Raw genomic sequence first — 17,121 nt, forward strand, 5'->3', positions numbered from 1 at the left:
CTAACGAATCTTTTCAAGCAGGCTGCTGAGTGTCTTTTTCAAGGTCGCTCTATCGGCGATCGTTTTCGGATCGTCGAAGCCTAACCAGACGACGCTCACAAGATCCGGCTGGAACGAAATAGCCCAGCCGTCTCGGCGGGAGGCGGTGGAGGTCACGAGCTGGCTACCGGAAGATTTTAGCCCCGCACTCGCCTGCTCGGCCACCACCTTGGAGATGGCGGACGTGGTTGCGATGGTATTTTCATAGAGCACATTCCCCTCCATGTCGGTGATGGCCATGATCATGTGCGGCTCGGGTCGCTCGCCCTGATGCACGATCGCAGAGGCGGCGGTGGCCAGCTCCATGGGAGTGGCGGCGATGGCTCCGCGGTAGAGGTCTTCGGTCTCTTGATACGGACCTTCGAAGCCAAAGCGCTTACTCAGTCGCAGTGTCTCCTTCACTCCAAGCTGGCGTCCGGTTTGCACCATCGAGGTCGGGATCACCACCTTGCTACGCTCCAGCGCCATGGCGGTGAGGAAGGGGTAAAATGCCGGTCCGAGGTCGCGCTTGCTGAGCCACGCGCGGTTGAAGGGCGACTCGCCGTAATCGCGACCGCCACAAAGCGCAAGAATGCCACCGCTGCTGGGATCGAGCACCACCACGGCGCCTTGCAGCTGCTCCGCATTCTCGATGCCAGTGAATGGTGCCTGCATCGCTCTGGTCGCCTGCTCTTGCAGCTTCGAATCGAGTGTGGTGAAGATCTTCAACCCGCCGCTGCGGATATCGTGCTGGTCCAAAATCTTCTGGAGGCGGATTCGAATGCTTTCACGGGCGTAGGAGCTGTTACGATTCCGATCGGCTGCCGCCACCAGTCGGATCGGGTCGTCCAGCGCCGCAAGTTTCTCTTCTTCGGTCAAAAACCCACACACCACCATCCGTGCCAACACCTCATCGCGCTGCGCTTTTGCCCCTTCCAAATTTCTGAATGGGGAAAAGATATGCGGTCCACGGATGATCCCAACTAACAACGCGCACTCACCGGTGTTAAGATCGGCGGCGGCCCTGTCAAAATATGTCTGCGCCGCCTCCTCCACACCGTGGCATCCGGAGCCAAAATAAATGCGGTTGAGGTAGTGTGTCAGAATCTCATCCTTCTCATACTGCCCCTCAATCCTCAGGGTCAGCGCGATTTCCAGGAACTTCCGGTGCAGCGACTTCGCCCGCATGTTGTAGCTGTTGCGCGCCAGCTGCATGGTCAGCGTGGAAGCTCCCTGGGTGAATGATCGGTCCTTGATGTTGCGCAGGGTGGCGCGGATGAGACCTTTGACATCGACTCCACTGTGGTCGAAAAAGCGCGCATCCTCACGCGCCTCGAGCGCCTTCACCATCATCTCGGGGATCTCCTCCCTGGTGATCAAACGCCGCCGCTCTCCATGCATGGCACCGATGGCTTCGCCATTGCGGTCGAGGATTTCAGACCGCTCCGGCATCTTCCCCACGTCCGCCAGATTGAACTGCAGCGCGAGGTAGAAATAATACAAGGCCAGTGCCGTCAACAGAGCACCGACCACCAGTCCCCACTTCACTGTCCAGCGCAGTGGGCGGTGCAAGCGCTCGGGAATCCATGACGGCAGACGCGAGGCTTGGTTGGCAGGTTTCCAAGTCATGGTATTTATTCAGAGATCAAGATAAAGTGCTCACAGGCCCGACGAGTCACAGCTCGTCCCGGGCTTAGAAAATTTGGCTCGTCTACTCAACGGGGATCGCTCTCGGCGGACGGTCCGGCTCCACAGGAATCGCCCTTGGCGGAGTGCGGTTAGTTCTGCGGGGAGCCACGGCGCGCAGCGGGTGAATGGTGCAGTAGTCGCGAGGCTCCGGCATGATATCGGCAGGGACTTTGGCATTGTAGGCCGAGTTGTGAGCCTCGCAGCCACTGGTGGCGTGTTTGGCCGACCAGCGACAAAGCCGAGCAGTTTGTAAGCGTAGCGGTTTGAACTTCGGCGTGGCGTAACCCAGTCGACCCGCCACCTTCATCACATCGGTCCAGATCGGTGCCGCCAGGGTTGAGCCGTAGCCGCGGTTGATGATCTTTTGGGGTTTATCCATGCCCACCCAGACAGCGCATGTTAGATTCCCGGTGTAGCCGGCAAACCAGGCGTCTTTGTAATCGTCGGTGGTGCCGGTTTTGCCTCCGCAGGGTGCTTTGTAGCCCAGGGCGCGGACCTTGCGGCCGGTGCCTCGATCGACCACTTGTTGAAGGATGTTAGAGACGCTCCAGGTCGCTCCAGGCTCGGCCGCGCTGACCACCAGCTTGCCGGAATCTCCCTTGCCCGGGTAGAGGCGCTCGCCCTCGGCGTTGCGAATTTCCTGAATGATGTAGGGCCGATACCAGTCGCCATTGTTAGGGAACACCGTGTAGGCACTCGCCACCTGCCAAGGGGTGGCTTCCCAAGAGCCTAAGAAGGAGGATGGGGTCATCGGGATGCCGTCGATAAACCCAACGTCGATGGCTGTTTGGTTGACGTTTTTCAGTCCGGCAAAGTTTCCGACCCGAGCCGATGAGGTATTTCTCGAGCGCACCAGAGCGTCTTCCGCGGTGATGTAGGTGCCGAATTTTCCATCCGAGTTATGCAAATTCCAGGTGCCGGACATACCATCGATTTCTCCCGGCTGGATCCGGCTGTCGCGCACCCATGTTTGTGGCAGCATGCCGTGATTGAAGGCAGTGAGATAAACGAAGGGTTTGAACACGGAGCCGATCTGGCGCTTGGCCTGGATCGCGCGGTTGTATTTGGATTCATCGGCATCGCGTCCTCCCACCACGGACAAGACCGCGCCGCTACGGTTCTCGATGACCACGGCTGCGCCCTGCAGATACGCCGGCTCGCCGCGTCGCCCCTGCGGTTTGCTCTGCCATTGCTTGCGTGTTTGGTGTCGGTAGCCGGAGGTTTTTTCCACCTTGGCGAGGTTGCGTTCCATGGATAGCTCGGCGGCGCGCTGGATGGTGTGATCGATGGTGGTGATCACCGTCAGCCCACCCTCCTCGATGTTGTGCTCCTCGAGGATGCGATCGAGCTCACGCCGGACGCAGTCCATGACGTAGGTGTCCTGGATGACGCGCCGGTTTTTGGGTCGGATACGCAGTTTTTCCTTCTTCGCAGCGTCTGCCTGCTCCTGGGTGATGTGTTCGTAGAGCACCATCCGCCCCAGGGTGACATCGCGCTCATGGGTGGCTTTGTCGATATTCTTGAATGGAGAAAAAGCATTCGGCCCGCGGATGATCCCCGCCAGCATCGCCGCCTCCGAGAGCGTCAGCTGGTTGGCCGATTTCTCGAAATACGTGCGCGAAGCCGCTTCGATGCCGCGGATCGAGTGACCCCAGAAAATCCGGTTCATGTAGTGCTGAAGGATCTCGTCCTTTTCGTATCGCTTCTCAATTCTGAACGCGACCGCCATTTCCAAGAACTTCTGGTCGATCAATTTCAGCTTCGACGGCTTCGGTCCGGTGTCGGGTGGGAAGTAGGTATTCTCCGCCAGCTGGATACTCAGGGTTGAGCCTCCTTGGGCCAGGCGTTTGCGGCGAATGTTTTCTTTGAATGCCCGCGCCAGACTGCGCACATCGATCGCTCCATGGTCGTAAAACCGGGCGTCCTCACGGGAAATCAAGGCGTCCCGGAAGTAGGGCGACACCTGATCGAAGTCGACCAAGTAACGGTTGTCCCCGTGCAGTCGGCCAAGCTCCACCTTGCCCTCGCGGGCGTAGACCATGGTGCGGGCCGGCATTTCCGCCACCTTATCGAGGTTGTAGCTGCTGGCGCGGACGAAGTAAAAGATGGCTAACAGCGCCAGGAAACAGGCCGCGATCAGAGCCAGCGAACCAGCTACGCAAGCCGGCCATTTCACCGCCGGATGCCAGTTTCGCGTGATCCTTCCTACCAGCATGAAGGGCCAGAACAACAAGGTGAACAGCGCGCCGCGCGGCTTCGGTGCCGCTTTCTTCCCGCCCCGCTTGCGAGTGGATTTTTTCCCAGACGCACGCGATTTACGCTTAGGAGCACTCTTGGGTGGACGAAGTCTGCCACTCCCTGAGCGTGTGTTAGTTTTGCGGCGTGCCATAATAATTGAAATAAAATCGTCTGTGTAGGAGTCTGATGGATTGAAAGAGGGCGTTTGCGGCCGGTTTCAAATCGGCGACGTTTTCCCAGACAGGACCACGTCGCCGGTCAGTCGACTCTACCGTACAGCGCTCCATTCCGCTAGTGTTGCTATAAAATTTGTGGAACAAGCCTCAGACTCGGCTACGCTGGATACAATGAAACCAAAATTTATAAAAAAATGTTTCCAAGAATCAAATTACCCAACCTAGCCGCCATCGTCGGCCTGACCTCTCTCATCGCGGTCAATGGGCTGCAGGCGCAATCGTCGATCGATGATCTCTCCGACCTGAAAAAGCTGCAGAGCAAGGTCCAGCGGGTTGCCAAAAAGGTGATGCCCGCAACCGTCTCGCTGTTCTCCACCAAAAATGGAGCCTCCGGCAGTGGAGTCATCGTCAACCGCGAAGGCCTTATCCTCACCGCCGGTCACGTCATCCGGGGAGCTGAGGAAATGACCGTCATCCTCCCCGACGGCACCCAAACGCAAGGGAAAGTGCTCGGAGCAAACTACACCCGCGATGCCGCCATGGTGCAAATCACCGATACCAACAAAGTCTGGCCGTATGCGAAAATTGGCAGCGCCAAGAAACTGGAAATTGGCGATCTGGTGGTGGCCCTGGGCCACGCCGGCGGCTTCGATGCGGTGCGCACCCCACCAGTGCGCTTTGGCCGCATGATTGCCCGTGGCGACAACCAGTTCATCACCACCGACTGCACCCTGATCGGAGGCGACAGTGGTGGCCCCTTGTTCGATCTGGATGGCCGCGTGATCGGCATCCACTCATCCATCGGCATGTCGCTGTCCTCCAACAACCACGCCAGCATCGATGGCTTTCTCCAAGACTGGAAAAAACTCGAAGCCGGAAAAACATGGGGCCGTCTCGGCGGCAGCAGCATGGACGATCCCGACTCCCCGGTGATCGGCGTCCTTACGGGCGACAGTGAACGGGGCGGCATCGTCATCCGTGCCGCCTTTGAAGGTGGCCCAGCCTTTGACGCCGGCATCCGTGCGGGTGATATTTTACTCAGCATCAATGGCCGCCGCGTCACTAACCTGCGGGCTCTCCACGCAGAGATCGTGCGCCACGCACCCGGCGATGTCATCCTCGTGCGGCTTGCTCGTGGTCAGCAAAACATCACCCGCAAGGTCAAGCTCGGCCGTCGCGGTGACTTCCAAGAATAACGCAGTCCCTCTGAATTTCCCCAACTCACTCAACCCACTATCTCATGAAACATCCATCACGCATCATTGCCACCGGATTACTCGCCCTCACCCTGCATGCCTCCGCCCAGAGCGGACTGCGCATGCCGAATCCACTGGACACCCTGAACCCCGCCGAACGCAGGTTGCTGAGCACTCAGGCCGACCAGTTTTTCAACGCCGTCAAGCCGGCCGTGAACACCGCCGCGCAGAGCACCGTGAACGTCACCTTCCGCGGTAAACGCATCGCATTGGGCACCGCCATTTCTGAAGACGGCGAGATTCTCAGCAAGTGGAGCGAGGTCGCCGCTGCCAGCCAACACCTCGTCATCATCACCGCCGATGGCTCCCAGCACGCCGCCATCGTCACCGGTGTTTATCCGGAGCACGATCTCGCGATCATTAAAACCGACGCCAAACTGACTCCGGTCCAGTGGGCCAAGCAGGCGGCACCGGAACTCGGCGACTTCATCGCCTTGGCAAACCCCGCCGGTGAAGCCGAGGGGCTCGGCGTGGTCAGTGTGAAACCACGCAGCCTGCGCGAGCGCGACAAGGCCTACCTTGGCGTCATGATGGACTTCACCGTAGCCGGCGAAGGTGGCATCCCACTGACCCGCGTGATGCCCGATTCCGGAGCGTTCAAAGCCGGCTTGAAGGACGGTGATGTTGTCGTGGCCATCGACGATCGGAAAATCAACGGTGCCATGGAAATGCGCAACCTGCTCCAGCGTCTGGTGCCGGGCTCTGAAATCAAAGTCCGCTACCGCCGCGGCGACGCGGAACACAATGCCATGGTCCACCTTGGCTCGCGTGCCGATAACGATTCCATCCGCCGCGTGCCTCAGGCACGAATGTCGAAAATGCAGCGCATGGGCGCCATCCCCAGTAAAGTGCGCGAGAATTTCCCCAGCGTGATTCAATCGGATATGGCCATCGAGCCCAACGATGCCGGAGGCCCGGTCGTCGATCTCGAGGGCAGAGTCATCGGCGTTTCCATCGCCCGTGGCAGCCGGATCAAGACCTTCATCATCCCGACCACTACCGTGCTCGATGTGCTCGCCACCAAGCCGGAGCCTTACCGCCCCGGCATGGTGACAGAACTGAACCAGCAACTCGCTGGCAACAATCAAGTCACCCGCCGCAGCACCCCCAACGCACGCAACCGAAGGGTGCTGCCGGAGAGTGATGACGATCCAATGGGCCGCGTGCGCAAGCACCTGCGCGAGATCGAGCGTAACCACGACTCCACCGAAGAAAGCTTGCGCGCGATCGAAGACGCTCTCCGCCGCATGGGAGAGCTCGAGCAACGTAGTCAGCGCTAGATTCCCCCACTCAACCAATCAATAAAACTTGAGTAATTTTTTAAATTGTTTGATTGCCATCCAGCAACACTCGGGCACAGTATCTTCTTATGGCGAACCCAACTAACGTTCTCGCGAGTGGAATCGAAATTACCGGCTCCATCAAGTTTGTTAATGACATGGTCATTGACGGTAATGTCGAAGGTGAGATCACCTCAGAAAAAGGCAAGGTCACCATCGGTGAAAATGCCATGGTCCAAGGTGATGTCAAAGCCGGTGAAGTGAAGCTCTTTGGCAAGGTCAAAGGCACCATCACTTCCGAGCGCTGCGAGCTGAAAACCAAGTCCAAGCTCGATGGTGACATCAAAACCAAGATGCTCAGCATGGAGGAAGGCGCTGTCCTATCCGGTCGCACCGACATCGGCGGATAGTCCCCAAGTTCATTGCCACAACGAACTCAAGCAGCCGGAGCCCAAGCGCTCCGGCTTTTTTTTGCCCCCTGCTCCGGGCGGGGGTGGAAGCTGGTCGGCTTAGTTCGCCTGCCAATCGATCCGGCGCACCGTGCCGCCGATGCTTTTTCCGATCAACTGCTGCCGGGTTTTCTGGTCCAGCGACGACTGCTCGAGCAGGTAGTGATCGAGAATACCCGGAAGGAGCACCTTGAGTGCCCGGGTGACATCGGCATCGACCCGAGGCAAGCGCCGTGGGCCGCCGGTGGGATCTGAGAAGCTGAAATGGTTCGCGTCATAGAACCAGATCAGGTGCTTATCCCCCTTCGGCATCAGTTGGAAAAAGTCGCGGTGGCCCTGCCCGGCAATATCGCGCGTGCCTGAGATACCGACAAAGGGACGGGTGACTTTTTTAAAACTATCCTGGTTGAAAAACTCTCCGTTGGCACTCTGCGGACTCAGCCCAATGCCTAACACAATCCTCGGCTCGGCCAGATTTTCCACGAGCCCCACCGGCTTCACTCCGCAGCTGACCATGGCGGTGTAGGCACCGTAGGAATGCCCGATGATGGCAATCTGGGTGAGATCCATGCGCCCTTTGAATCGAGGGTCAGACGTGTTCAGCTGCGTCGCCAGATCGATGGCAAACTTGACGTCGAGCGGTCGGTTTTTGCGCGGGATCATGTCCTTGCCGGAATCCAACAATGCCGCCTTGAAACCCAGCCCCTTGTTGCGCATGCGCTGGCGAATGTTATCCGTGTTGCTGGTGACATGTTCCAGGCAGAGTGCGACATAGCCCTGCTTCGCCAGCTCCGCGGCAATGGCATACATGCCGTGCCGACTGCCCGCTCCGCCGTGCGAGATCAGCACCAGCGGACGGGCGCTGGTTTGTTTCGGCAAATGAAAGGTCAGCGGCACATTTCTCTGTCGGTTCACATCCTGGTTGGTCGGTAAATCGATCACCGCCGCCTGGGCATGAAGCTCGGCGTGCAGGGCGAGTGTCAAAAGCGATGCGGCGAGTAGGGTTCTGAGGGGTATCTTCATGGGCACTGGCCGGGTTTCTTTGGCAATCAATGCTAACACGAGAACGCTGGGGAAGTTTCGCAGAAGCTGAAATGAACCACTCCGCAACTGCACCGTCGTTCATGGTGCGCTGCATGGATTCCATCCTTTTCTCATCGGCAGCACCTGCCAGAATACTGGGGTGACGAAGAAACGCATCCCCCTCAGCACCCGTGGCGCCGCGCTTGCGGGTGGCTCGGTGGCCTTGCTGGCTGGCGGTATGGTGATGGTGGACGGCTTTCTCATGGTGCTCGGCTTCTGCGGCATCGTTTTTCTCATCGTCGCTTGGGGGCTGGGAAAACTCAGCCTGAGAGGGCTCGAGGTGCAGCTGCAAATGCCCGTGAGGGTCAGCGCCGGCATCCCCTGCGAGCTGGAGCTCACCCTGCTGAACCACCGCAACCTGCTCGATGCCTTTCAGACCGAGCTGATGTTATTCCTCCCCGGATCAGGTGGCGGCAAGAACCGGGGCTCACGAGTGGAAGCGGTCGCACCGTGGACCGCCAGCGGCTCGGCCTCGAGGGTCAGCCAGCAGGTGACGCTGCGCGGAAGAGGCTTTGCCGAGCTGCATCCGGTGATCATCACCTGCAGCTTCCCGCTCGGCCTGTTCCGCATGTCTAAGCGGATGGAAATCCGGCGCGAGCTGACCATCACCCCTCGTCCCATCGTCCCGCTGGAACTCAATAGCGACGGATCGATGCACGATGCGGTGCCGCGCAGTGGCAGCTCGGCCGGCCATGCCTTTGGCGAGCCACGTGGGATTCGTCCGTGGCAGGCGGGTGACTCCGCCAGACACATCCACTGGGCCGCATCGGCCCGCGCGCTGGCCCGTGGTCACAGCCTGAGGGTGCGCGAGTATGATCCACCCGGCTTCCACCCCGACCACTGCCATGTGGTCTTCCATTCCTTTGCCACCGGCGGTGAAATGCTGCGGGAAGATCGCTTCGAACGTGCCTTGTCCTTGCTCGCCGGCACCCTCACCGAGTTGCAGGGAAATGGGATACCGTGTATGCTGACGGCAGACTTTAACGATTGGCAACCGGCGCTCTGCACCACGCGGGCGCAGCTGGTAGAGTGCCTCTGCCGGCTCGCCAGAATCCGCCGTGCCCGCGGGACCGAGGCCCACGATCTCGAGCAGGCCCTGCGCGCCGTCTCCCCGGAGCATACCTTGATGATCATCTCGGACATGTCACCGGAGTCGTGGCAGCACCTCCTTTCCAAACATCCCCACACCCTGATCGTCGACATCCGCCAGGTGAAATACCGCAATCGGAGTTTACACGCACTGGTTGGTTAACCGACCATCCCCTCAGACCTCTCCCCTTCTCCCTCATGCGCACCATCGTTCTCATCCTCGCCGTCGCTGGCGCCTACGCTCTGCTGCGTGGTTGGTCCGGCGGGCCGGGGCTGCTACTGCGCTGCTGTCTGGCAGTCGCGGCGCTGGTCGCAGGACTGGCCATCTGGGGGGCTCGACCCGAGCGATCCCACACCCGACCGAGGATGAAAAACATGCGGCGGGCCGGACTGCTCGATTACCTCAGCCTCGGTGCCGCCCTGGTGTTCACCGAGGCCTGCTTTGTGGCCCTCACCAGCAGCCTGGCTGGGCCAGCGCAGGAGCTCGCCATGTTCACCCGCGAAGGCATGGCCGAGCTGCGCGATGGCGGCGGCGCTGGACCCGGCGAGGACCTGGGCAACGACATCCGTTTCGATGGCGAACGGTCAGGCACCTGGATTTTCAAGAAGAACCTCGAGCGCGATCTCCCCAAACAAAGTAACCACAAACCCACCAACAAACCGGAGGTCTTTGTGGAGCTGGAAAATGCCGAGGACGCGGCGAAGCTGCTGCACTCCCGCATCCACCTGAGAGCCTTCGCATTCTCCAAGTTCAACGGACTCTCTTGGTCGGCAGTACCCAGCACCCGCATCCAGCTGCAATCCCCGATTGAGTTTAACCAGACAAATGCTGCCACTGCCGAGATCGAGCCGATCCCTCACCGGATCTTCCACGCGGTCAATCCGAACGGGCAAAATGTCTTCACCGCGCTCCACGGTGCGGTGTCGACGGATCTGCCGGTGCTCGATCGACTGGCGGAGGACATTTTCATGCTCCCGGATTCCGCGACTCCCATCACCGGCTACAACTACACCGCCAGCTCGAAGTCGGTGCACCTCACCGACCTGCTCGACGAAGATCTCTTCCCCGCGCTGGCGACCAAGGATGAGCTGGAGCTGCCCGCCGCGATGGAGCAGCAGCTGCGCCAAACTGCCACCCTTTTCCAAGAGGAACCCGACCTCAGCAGCCGACTGCTCGCGCTGCGCCACCACCTGCAAGATCGCTACACCTACTCGCTGGAAACCACCAATGCCAGTGGAGCAAATCCCTTGGAGAACTTTCTCTATCAGGAAAAAAGAGGCTACTGCGAGCACTTTGCCACCGCCGCAGCGATGCTCTGCCGAGCCATGGGCGTGCCTAGTAGAATTGCCTACGGTTGGTCCGGCGGTAGACTCTACAGGTCGCAAAATATGTTTCTCTTCCGTGCCAAGGATGCGCACGCCTGGACGGAGATCAAGCTGCACGGTTACGGCTGGGTGGTGTTCGATACCACGCCTCCCGATAACGATGCCACACCGGACTCGCACACGGCGCCCGATAACGAACCTGCCCCCATCCCAGAGGAAGCACTCGCCGCCGATGTGGAGTCGACCGATGATGACGACCCCGGCCTGGCCACCGGCGTGAACTACACCACCCTGCTGACTGCCCTCGGAGTGATCACCGCCTGCGCCATCGGGTTCCTCGTTATTCGCCGGTGGAAGCGCCCGCAAACCACAGCGGACGGCCAGCCCCTGCGTCATCCGGAGCCAGCTTACCTGCTGCATTTCAAACAAGCCTGCCAAAGCCTCGGCTGCCCAATGCCGCTGGGTCGCACCCTCCGGCAACACATGCAGTCCCTGCAAAAACTCGACCACGCACCGGAGTTTGGCGACCAATTGTTAGCCTACCATTACGGAGTGCTCTATGGAGATACCCCCAAGGATAGCAGCGAGGAAAAGCAGCTGAACCAGCACATCCGCGCATGGAAAACCCAAGTCACGGAGACGCAAAACAGCCAGACCGCCTAGTCGATATTTCTTAGTCGAGCATCGACCGGTAAATCTCGATCTGGTCCTGGTTCAGCAAACGCAGCTGGTGGCGATATTGTTTCACCGCTGCCTCACGCCGGCTGTTCATCAGATCGGTGATGATTTCCTCTTTGACACTCTCAAAGGGAAGTAACTCAGCAGCTTTCACCCCGGTCACCTCGACGAGATGCCAGCCGAGCTTGGTACGCAGCAGCGTCGGTTGCTTCGGTGTCATGGAAAATACCGCCGTGGCAAAATCGCCGGGTAAACGTTTCTTGCGCAGCCAGCCGAGATTTCCGCCGCGGTCTTTGCTCGAGGCATCTTCACTCAGGCTGGCAGCGAGTTCGGCGAACTTGATTTCTTCCTTTTGCAGCTTGATCAGGTGCTCCTGCAGCGTCGCTTTCGCTTCGTCGGAGGGATGGTCCAGAGTGGGCAGGAACACATGGCGCACTTCACGCCGCTCCGGCATGGTAAGCTGCTTCTTGTGATCGTCATACCAGCTGCGGGCATCCTGCTCGCTCACTGTGATGGCATCTTTGATTTTCAGCTGCACATAATGGTCCTGCTGAATGCGGGCAGCGATGCGAAACCGTAACTCTTCACGACTCTCAATCCCCTGTGCGCCCAGCGCCTGATCGAGCTCGTCGGCGGTGGCGAAGCGTTTCTCAAACTGCGCCAGCTCGGCATCAATCTCAGCCTCGCTCACCGGGGCCTCCTCTCGGTTGACCCGCGCCTTGATACGCAGGATCGCTTCGTCAATCAAGTCGTCCAATGCCGCCCAACGCAGCAGTTTCAATTCCTGCTCGCTGACCTTTTCCGGATCGCGCCCAGTGCGCCACAGCTTTTCCTGCACCCGGTAATCGACCTGGCTGCGGTAGATCGGACCATTCCAGACCTTGGCACAGACGCCCTGAGACATCGCACGCTGGGCGCGGTCGGCCGGCGAGCGGAACATCGCTTGCAACTCCTGCTGAAGAGGCCCCTTGAAGACAAAAAAATCGCAGACCATATAGAGCACCAGCACCGACCACAGGGTCATGCGGATGACAAAGGATTGGCTCATTTTCAGCATGCCGCAGCCTAGCAATCGCAGCCGCTGCGGCAACCCTGATGTTTACCAGCACCCGATTTTCAGACATAATCCCCAGCGCAACGCGCTTTCCTAATACTTCACGATGAAAAAAATCCTCCTCACCCTGCTCGCCAGCTGTGCTCTTCCGGCCATGGCCCAAGTTGACGCCCCAGCGGCCAAGGCGGCAGACGCCACCCAGTTCATTCGGGTCGATCGCGATGCGCAGCATGTCCGACTCCAGACAGGGGTGACCCGCTACGTCAAAGCCGGCGTCACAGTGGATCTCATCGGCGCGGTGCACATTGCCGATGCCAAGTATTACCAGCAGCTCAACAAGGAGTTCACCCAGTATGAAGCGCTGCTCTACGAAATGATCGGCGGCGAAAACATCGCCAAGGGCCCGGAGGCGAAGGCTGAAAATGCCGAGCCACAAGAGAAGGTGAAGGATCCGATGATGGCTATGCTCGGCAATGTTTACACCCTGGTCAGCAAGTTCCTGCAACTTCAGGGGCAGAAGGAAGGCATCGACTACAGCCCCAAGAACTTCGTCCACGCAGACCTCTCACTAGCAGAGTTTCAAAAGCTCCAGACGGAAAAAGGAGAGTCGCTGTTAGGATTCGCGATGCAAAACGCACAGAACGAAAAAGCCGCCGCCAACCAGCCGGACCCCGCCAAACTGCTCACCGCCATCCTCAGTGGTAATGCCAATCTGATGAAGCTGGAACTGGTCGATACCCTCGGCGGCGCCAACGACCAGATGGGCGGCATGTTAGGCGAGAGCGTCATCATCGGCGATCGTAACAAGGCCTGCCTGAAAGTCCTCCAGCAGCAAGTCCAGGCCGGCAAAAAGAAACTCGCCATCTTCTACGGCGCGGCGCATTTCCCCGACATGGAAAAGCGCATGCTGAAAGCGGGCTACCGCAAGATCGAGCACCGTTGGTTGACCGCCTGGGACATCCCCAAAGCAGCCGCGGCACCGCAGAAAAAAGCCCCACAAAAAGCGCCTGAGGCCATGCCGGACGCCGCCTAAAAAACCCCAAGGCACCCCTATGGCACCGGCGTTTCCTTGATCGCCCCGGCGAGGATGGGCTCAGGGGACGAACCGTCATCAGGCAGCAACCGATGCCGCATGACGTGAGGGAAAATTGTTTGCACATGATCGGGGTGCACTGCCGATTGACCTTCCAGGAAGGCACTCGCCTGGGCCGCCCGCATCAGCGCCAGTGACGCACGCACCGAGATCGTGTGCCCGCCACCTGCCACCCGACGCACCGTTTCGCAGAGGTTGATGATGTAGTCGTTTAAAGCCTCGCTAACCGGCATCTTGGCCGCCTGATCCTGCAGGGTGAGAATTTCCGAGGGTTCTAACAACGGGTCGCGGGAGCTGCCATTGATCGCACCGGCGGCATGCGCATTGAGAATGCTTTTTTGCACTTCGGCATCCGGCAGCGACATCGGGATCGATAGTAAAAAGCGATCCAACTGCGGCTCGGGCAGCGGAAAGGTGCCGGTCGAGGAGGTGATGTTCTGCGTTGCGACCACCAGAAACGGGTCTTCGAGGTCGCGCGTTGAGCCATCGATACTGACCTGACCTTCATTCATCGCTTCTAACAATGCCGACTGCACCCGCGGCGATGTCCGGTTGATTTCATCGGCGAGCAGGAGGTTGGAAAATACCGGGCCGGGGACGAATTCGAACTCACCGTTGTGCTGCTTGTAGAGGTGATAGCCGAGGATGTCGGAGGGCAGCAGGTCCGGGGTAAATTGGATCCGCTTGAAGCTGCCACCGATGCCATTGGCCAGGGTCTGCGCCAGCGAAGTCTTGCCAACGCCGGGAGCCCCTTCGATCAGTGCATGCCCTCTGGCCAGCAATGCCGTCAGCAGCAGATTGCTCGCCTCCTCAGCGCCCAACACCGCGGCGGTGAGCCGGCTTTGTAGTTCATGCAGTTTTCTGACAGGCATCATCCGCGCCACTTTTGCAGGTCTGGAGAACGAATCAACCCAAGACTCTGTGCTACTGGCGTTTTCTGGCCGACTGAATCCGCTTCTGCGAGGCCTCATCCAGTCCGCTATCCGCGAGCCAACTGGCTGCCGAATCCGGGTCGTTGCGCATGAACCTGCGGCCATAATCCACCAGTGCCTTAGTGCGCCGCGTGGTATCGCTGATGGTGCTGGCCCACTGGATCGCCGCCGCTGGATCCTGACGCACAAGCCGATCCGAAAACCCCTTCACCGCAGAATCTCGCATGGGCGACTCTGCCATCTCGTTCAGCTGGCTGGCAGCGGCCTCCGCATCCTGCCGCGCCCAGCGTGAAAAGACCGAGTCCATGCCCTGGTTCTGACCGTCGCTCTGCGGCAAGGTCGTCAGCCAGGCGACCGCTTTCGCCGGGTCCTCATCTGCAAACTCACGGGCCACACGACTCACCGCCGCGTCCCGCACCCTGCCCTCCGGCAGGTTTTCAGACCATCGTGCCACATCCTCCGTGCTCGAGCTTCGCAGGAAGGAGGCTGCGACCACATTGATCATCTTAGCGGCATCGCGGTCGTTTGTGCCCGACTGGTCGAGGATGAAATTCGTCGCGAGAATCGGATCGTTATGCGACATGCCGTAGACCGCGGCCCACTTCAGGCGGTTGCTATTTTTCCGGTCGTCCGGCAGCTGATCGAACCACTGCGCCACAGCTTGGGGGTCGGCACTGGCCCAGCCACTGAGTAGCGCCGCGTGGTCTCTTTTTTCACTGGTTTCACCAAAAGTCACCGCACTTTCGCCCGCCAGGGCTCCCCAGGCGTAGTTGAACTCCCGCCACTCATCGGAATCGTCGGGCAAATGGGCAATTTGCTCCCGGAGAAACATGGCATTCTCCGCCGTCATCGACTCGAGAAGTTTGGCAAAGGCGATCTGGCGTTCGATGGGATCGTTGCTGGTCTTCAGCAGCTGCCCGAGCGATCGGATCCCGGCATCGGAGAGCTTTGTCTTGCCTGCCTGCCGACCAGCACCCGCAGCGGAATGATTGCGCGATGTCGCTCTCGCTCCAGGGGCACCGTGCCCAGCTCGTTGGTAACGCTCCGAATAACGGGCGCCGACACGTGAATCCGCATCTTCGGAATCCGTGGATGCTGCGCCGGTGAAGTTCTTCGCGCCCACCACAAAAGCGATGCCTGCGACCACGGCCCAAATGATGTGTATGTAGAGTGCATTTTTCATAGCGATTTTCATCAATACGCATTGCCTGAGACAATCTTGCGGTTAGTCTGCTAGATGTCATAGATAACAATTTCCATGTCAACAAGCGAACGCCAAACTGACTACCGAACGCAGCATGACACACAGTTCATTTATTTTTGAACTTGAGATTTGCTAGCCCTCTCTCGAGGGGTTAATTTCCATACATCCGTTACAATTTTTTCATTCTTTACCACCTTCCATTACATTCATGAGCGCTCAATTATTTGGCACCGACGGCATCCGCGGTGTCGCCAACCAGTTTCCCATCACCCCCGAAGTTGCTCTCAGAATCGGCCGGGCGGTCGCCCGTGTGCTGCAGGCAGACGGTCACAAACGACACAAAGTGGTCATCGGAAAAGACACCCGACTTTCCGGATACATGCTGGAAACAGCGATCACCAGTGGACTTGTTTCCGAAGGCTCCCGCGTGCTGCTCACCGGTCCAGCCCCCACACCGGCCATTGCCCACCTCACCAGCTCGATGGGCTGTGACGCCGGCATCATGCTGACCGCCTCGCACAACCCCTACCAAGACAACGGGATCAAGATTTTCGGTCGCGATGGATACAAGCTCAACGATGAACTCGAGCTGGAAATCGAAAAGCTCATCCTCGCCGACGAGCTCGAGCAGCCTGAGCGAGATTTGGGAAAAGCGATCCGCATCGACGACGCCCTAGGCCGCTACATCGAGTTCACCAAGAATGCCGCCGGTGCAGGATCGTTGCACGGATTGAAGGTGGTGGTCGATTGCGCCAACGGTGCCGGCTACTACGTCGGCCCGTTGATCTTCGAAGAGCTCGGAGCCGAGGTGATCGAACTTTCCACTCAGCCGGACGGACGCAACATCAACGAAGGCTGCGGCGCGCTTCACCCTGAACGCGCTGCCCGGGCAGTGATCGATCACGGTGCCGACGTCGGAATCTGCCTCGATGGCGATGCCGACCGCGTTATCTTCTGCGATGAAACCGGCCAGGTGGTCGATGGCGACCGGCTCCTCTGCCTCTGCGCCAAAGCACTGAAAGCCAAAGGCAAACTCAAGGGCAACACCCTGGTCGCCACTGTCATGAGCAACCTCGGCCTGCGTGATGCCTTGGAAAAAGATGGCATCGCACTGGAAACCACCGGCGTGGGCGATCGCCTGGTGATCGAGCGCATGCGCGAAAAAGGCTACAACCTCGGCGGCGAAAACTCCGGCCACATCATCTACTCAGACCACGCCACCACCGGTGATGGCATCATGAGCGCGCTGATGGTGCTCTCGATGATGCGCGAGCAAGAGGTCAAACTTTCCGAACTCGCCGACTGCATGGACATCTACCCGCAGGTTTTGTTAGGGCTCGACGTGACCGAAAAACCACCGATCGAAGAAGTGCCGGAAATCCACAAAGCCATCCAACATGCCGAGGAAACCTTTGCAGAAAAAGGTCGGGTGTTAGTTCGCTACTCCGGCACCGAGCGTAAAATCCGCGTGCTCACCGAGTGCTCGGATTCTGAAATGGCGCAGACCCAGGCAGACCTCATCGCCGCCGCAATCCAGAACACCATCGGAGCTTAAT

The 17,121-nt window shown here is 59.2% G+C and carries 13 protein-coding genes; 7 read left to right on the top strand and 6 right to left on the bottom strand.

Features of this window, described 5'->3' with window-relative positions; translation table 11 throughout:
• Positions 1-1,647 carry a transglycosylase domain-containing protein gene (locus tag JO972_RS11135; protein ID WP_309490125.1) on the bottom strand — a complete coding sequence of 549 codons (1,647 nt, stop codon included), beginning with the start codon at positions 1,645-1,647 and terminating at the stop codon, positions 1-3.
• 82 nt (positions 1,648-1,729) lie between these two features.
• Positions 1,730-4,096 carry a transglycosylase domain-containing protein gene (locus JO972_RS11140; protein ID WP_309490126.1) on the bottom strand — a complete coding sequence of 789 codons (2,367 nt, stop codon included), beginning with the start codon at positions 4,094-4,096 and terminating at the stop codon, positions 1,730-1,732.
• Positions 4,097-4,315: 219 nt separating this feature from the next.
• Between JO972_RS11140 and JO972_RS11145 the strand changes: the two genes are divergently transcribed.
• The 3 genes from JO972_RS11145 (at position 4,316) to JO972_RS11155 (ending at position 7,067) form a co-directional block, all read left to right on the top strand.
• The gene (locus JO972_RS11145; RefSeq protein ID WP_309490127.1) at positions 4,316-5,317 is read left to right on the top strand and encodes a S1C family serine protease; all 1,002 of its coding nucleotides are present in this window, start codon (positions 4,316-4,318) and stop codon (positions 5,315-5,317) included.
• Positions 5,318-5,361: 44 nt separating this feature from the next.
• A complete protein-coding gene (locus JO972_RS11150) occupies positions 5,362-6,657 on the top strand; it encodes a S1C family serine protease (protein WP_309490128.1) in 1,296 nt (431 codons plus the stop codon).
• A gap of 89 nt (positions 6,658-6,746) precedes the next feature.
• A complete protein-coding gene (locus tag JO972_RS11155) occupies positions 6,747-7,067 on the top strand; it encodes a bactofilin family protein (protein ID WP_309490129.1) in 321 nt (106 codons plus the stop codon).
• A gap of 99 nt (positions 7,068-7,166) precedes the next feature.
• Here JO972_RS11155 and JO972_RS11160 read toward each other — a convergent pair whose 3' ends face one another.
• The gene (locus tag JO972_RS11160) at positions 7,167-8,129 is read right to left on the bottom strand and encodes an alpha/beta hydrolase family protein (protein ID WP_309490130.1); all 963 of its coding nucleotides are present in this window, start codon (positions 8,127-8,129) and stop codon (positions 7,167-7,169) included.
• Between the two features lie 160 nt (positions 8,130-8,289).
• Here JO972_RS11160 and JO972_RS11165 point away from each other — a divergent pair, with 160 nt between their 5' ends.
• Together JO972_RS11165 and JO972_RS11170 are read left to right on the top strand one after the other, a co-directional pair.
• Positions 8,290-9,441 (top strand): DUF58 domain-containing protein, encoded by a 1,152-nt coding sequence (locus tag JO972_RS11165; protein ID WP_309490131.1) that lies wholly within the window; start codon positions 8,290-8,292, stop codon positions 9,439-9,441.
• 35 nt (positions 9,442-9,476) lie between these two features.
• Positions 9,477-11,267, top strand: coding sequence for a transglutaminase-like domain-containing protein (locus tag JO972_RS11170; RefSeq protein ID WP_309490132.1), 1,791 nt, complete (start codon positions 9,477-9,479; stop codon positions 11,265-11,267).
• Between the two features lie 10 nt (positions 11,268-11,277).
• On the opposite strand, the gene JO972_RS11175 is transcribed toward JO972_RS11170, so the two are convergent.
• Entirely contained in the window at positions 11,278-12,339 is a 1,062-nt protein-coding gene (locus JO972_RS11175; protein ID WP_309490133.1) for a peptidylprolyl isomerase, read from the bottom strand.
• A gap of 103 nt (positions 12,340-12,442) precedes the next feature.
• On the opposite strand from JO972_RS11175, the gene JO972_RS11180 reads away from it, so the two are divergent.
• On the top strand, positions 12,443-13,369 hold the full coding sequence (locus JO972_RS11180) for a hypothetical protein (RefSeq protein ID WP_309490134.1): 927 nt from the start codon (positions 12,443-12,445) through the stop codon (positions 13,367-13,369).
• A gap of 17 nt (positions 13,370-13,386) precedes the next feature.
• Here JO972_RS11180 and JO972_RS11185 read toward each other — a convergent pair whose 3' ends face one another.
• Both JO972_RS11185 and JO972_RS11190 read right to left on the bottom strand, forming a co-directional pair.
• Positions 13,387-14,304, bottom strand: a complete 918-nt coding sequence (locus tag JO972_RS11185) for an AAA family ATPase (RefSeq protein ID WP_309490135.1) — start codon at positions 14,302-14,304, stop codon at positions 13,387-13,389.
• Positions 14,305-14,353: 49 nt separating this feature from the next.
• On the bottom strand, positions 14,354-15,544 hold the full coding sequence (locus tag JO972_RS11190) for a hypothetical protein (RefSeq protein WP_309490136.1): 1,191 nt from the start codon (positions 15,542-15,544) through the stop codon (positions 14,354-14,356).
• Positions 15,545-15,773: 229 nt separating this feature from the next.
• Between JO972_RS11190 and glmM the strand changes: the two genes are divergently transcribed.
• Positions 15,774-17,120 carry a phosphoglucosamine mutase gene (gene glmM / locus JO972_RS11195; protein WP_309490137.1) on the top strand — a complete coding sequence of 449 codons (1,347 nt, stop codon included), beginning with the start codon at positions 15,774-15,776 and terminating at the stop codon, positions 17,118-17,120.
• Position 17,121 lies beyond the last annotated feature (1 nt).

It is taken from the genome of Oceaniferula flava (assembly GCF_016811075.1).
In the GTDB taxonomy this organism is placed as follows: Bacteria; Verrucomicrobiota; Verrucomicrobiia; order Verrucomicrobiales; family Akkermansiaceae; genus Oceaniferula; species Oceaniferula flava.

What these genes read in the sequence shown, in the direction of transcription:
- JO972_RS11175 (WP_309490133.1), bottom strand. Translation starts at nt 12,339, where the DNA reads ATGCTGAAAATGAGCCAATCCTTTGTCATCCGCATGACCCTGTGGTCG.
- JO972_RS11150 (WP_309490128.1), top strand. Translation starts at nt 5,362, where the DNA reads ATGAAACATCCATCACGCATCATTGCCACCGGATTACTCGCCCTCACC.
- JO972_RS11155 (WP_309490129.1), top strand. Translation starts at nt 6,747, where the DNA reads ATGGCGAACCCAACTAACGTTCTCGCGAGTGGAATCGAAATTACCGGC.
- JO972_RS11160 (WP_309490130.1), bottom strand. Translation starts at nt 8,129, where the DNA reads ATGAAGATACCCCTCAGAACCCTACTCGCCGCATCGCTTTTGACACTC.
- JO972_RS11140 (WP_309490126.1), bottom strand. Translation starts at nt 4,096, where the DNA reads ATGGCACGCCGCAAAACTAACACACGCTCAGGGAGTGGCAGACTTCGT.
- JO972_RS11185 (WP_309490135.1), bottom strand. Translation starts at nt 14,304, where the DNA reads ATGATGCCTGTCAGAAAACTGCATGAACTACAAAGCCGGCTCACCGCC.
- glmM (WP_309490137.1), top strand. Translation starts at nt 15,774, where the DNA reads ATGAGCGCTCAATTATTTGGCACCGACGGCATCCGCGGTGTCGCCAAC.
- JO972_RS11145 (WP_309490127.1), top strand. Translation starts at nt 4,316, where the DNA reads ATGTTTCCAAGAATCAAATTACCCAACCTAGCCGCCATCGTCGGCCTG.
- JO972_RS11135 (WP_309490125.1), bottom strand. Translation starts at nt 1,647, where the DNA reads ATGACTTGGAAACCTGCCAACCAAGCCTCGCGTCTGCCGTCATGGATT.
- JO972_RS11190 (WP_309490136.1), bottom strand. Translation starts at nt 15,544, where the DNA reads ATGAAAAATGCACTCTACATACACATCATTTGGGCCGTGGTCGCAGGC.
- JO972_RS11180 (WP_309490134.1), top strand. Translation starts at nt 12,443, where the DNA reads ATGAAAAAAATCCTCCTCACCCTGCTCGCCAGCTGTGCTCTTCCGGCC.
- JO972_RS11170 (WP_309490132.1), top strand. Translation starts at nt 9,477, where the DNA reads ATGCGCACCATCGTTCTCATCCTCGCCGTCGCTGGCGCCTACGCTCTG.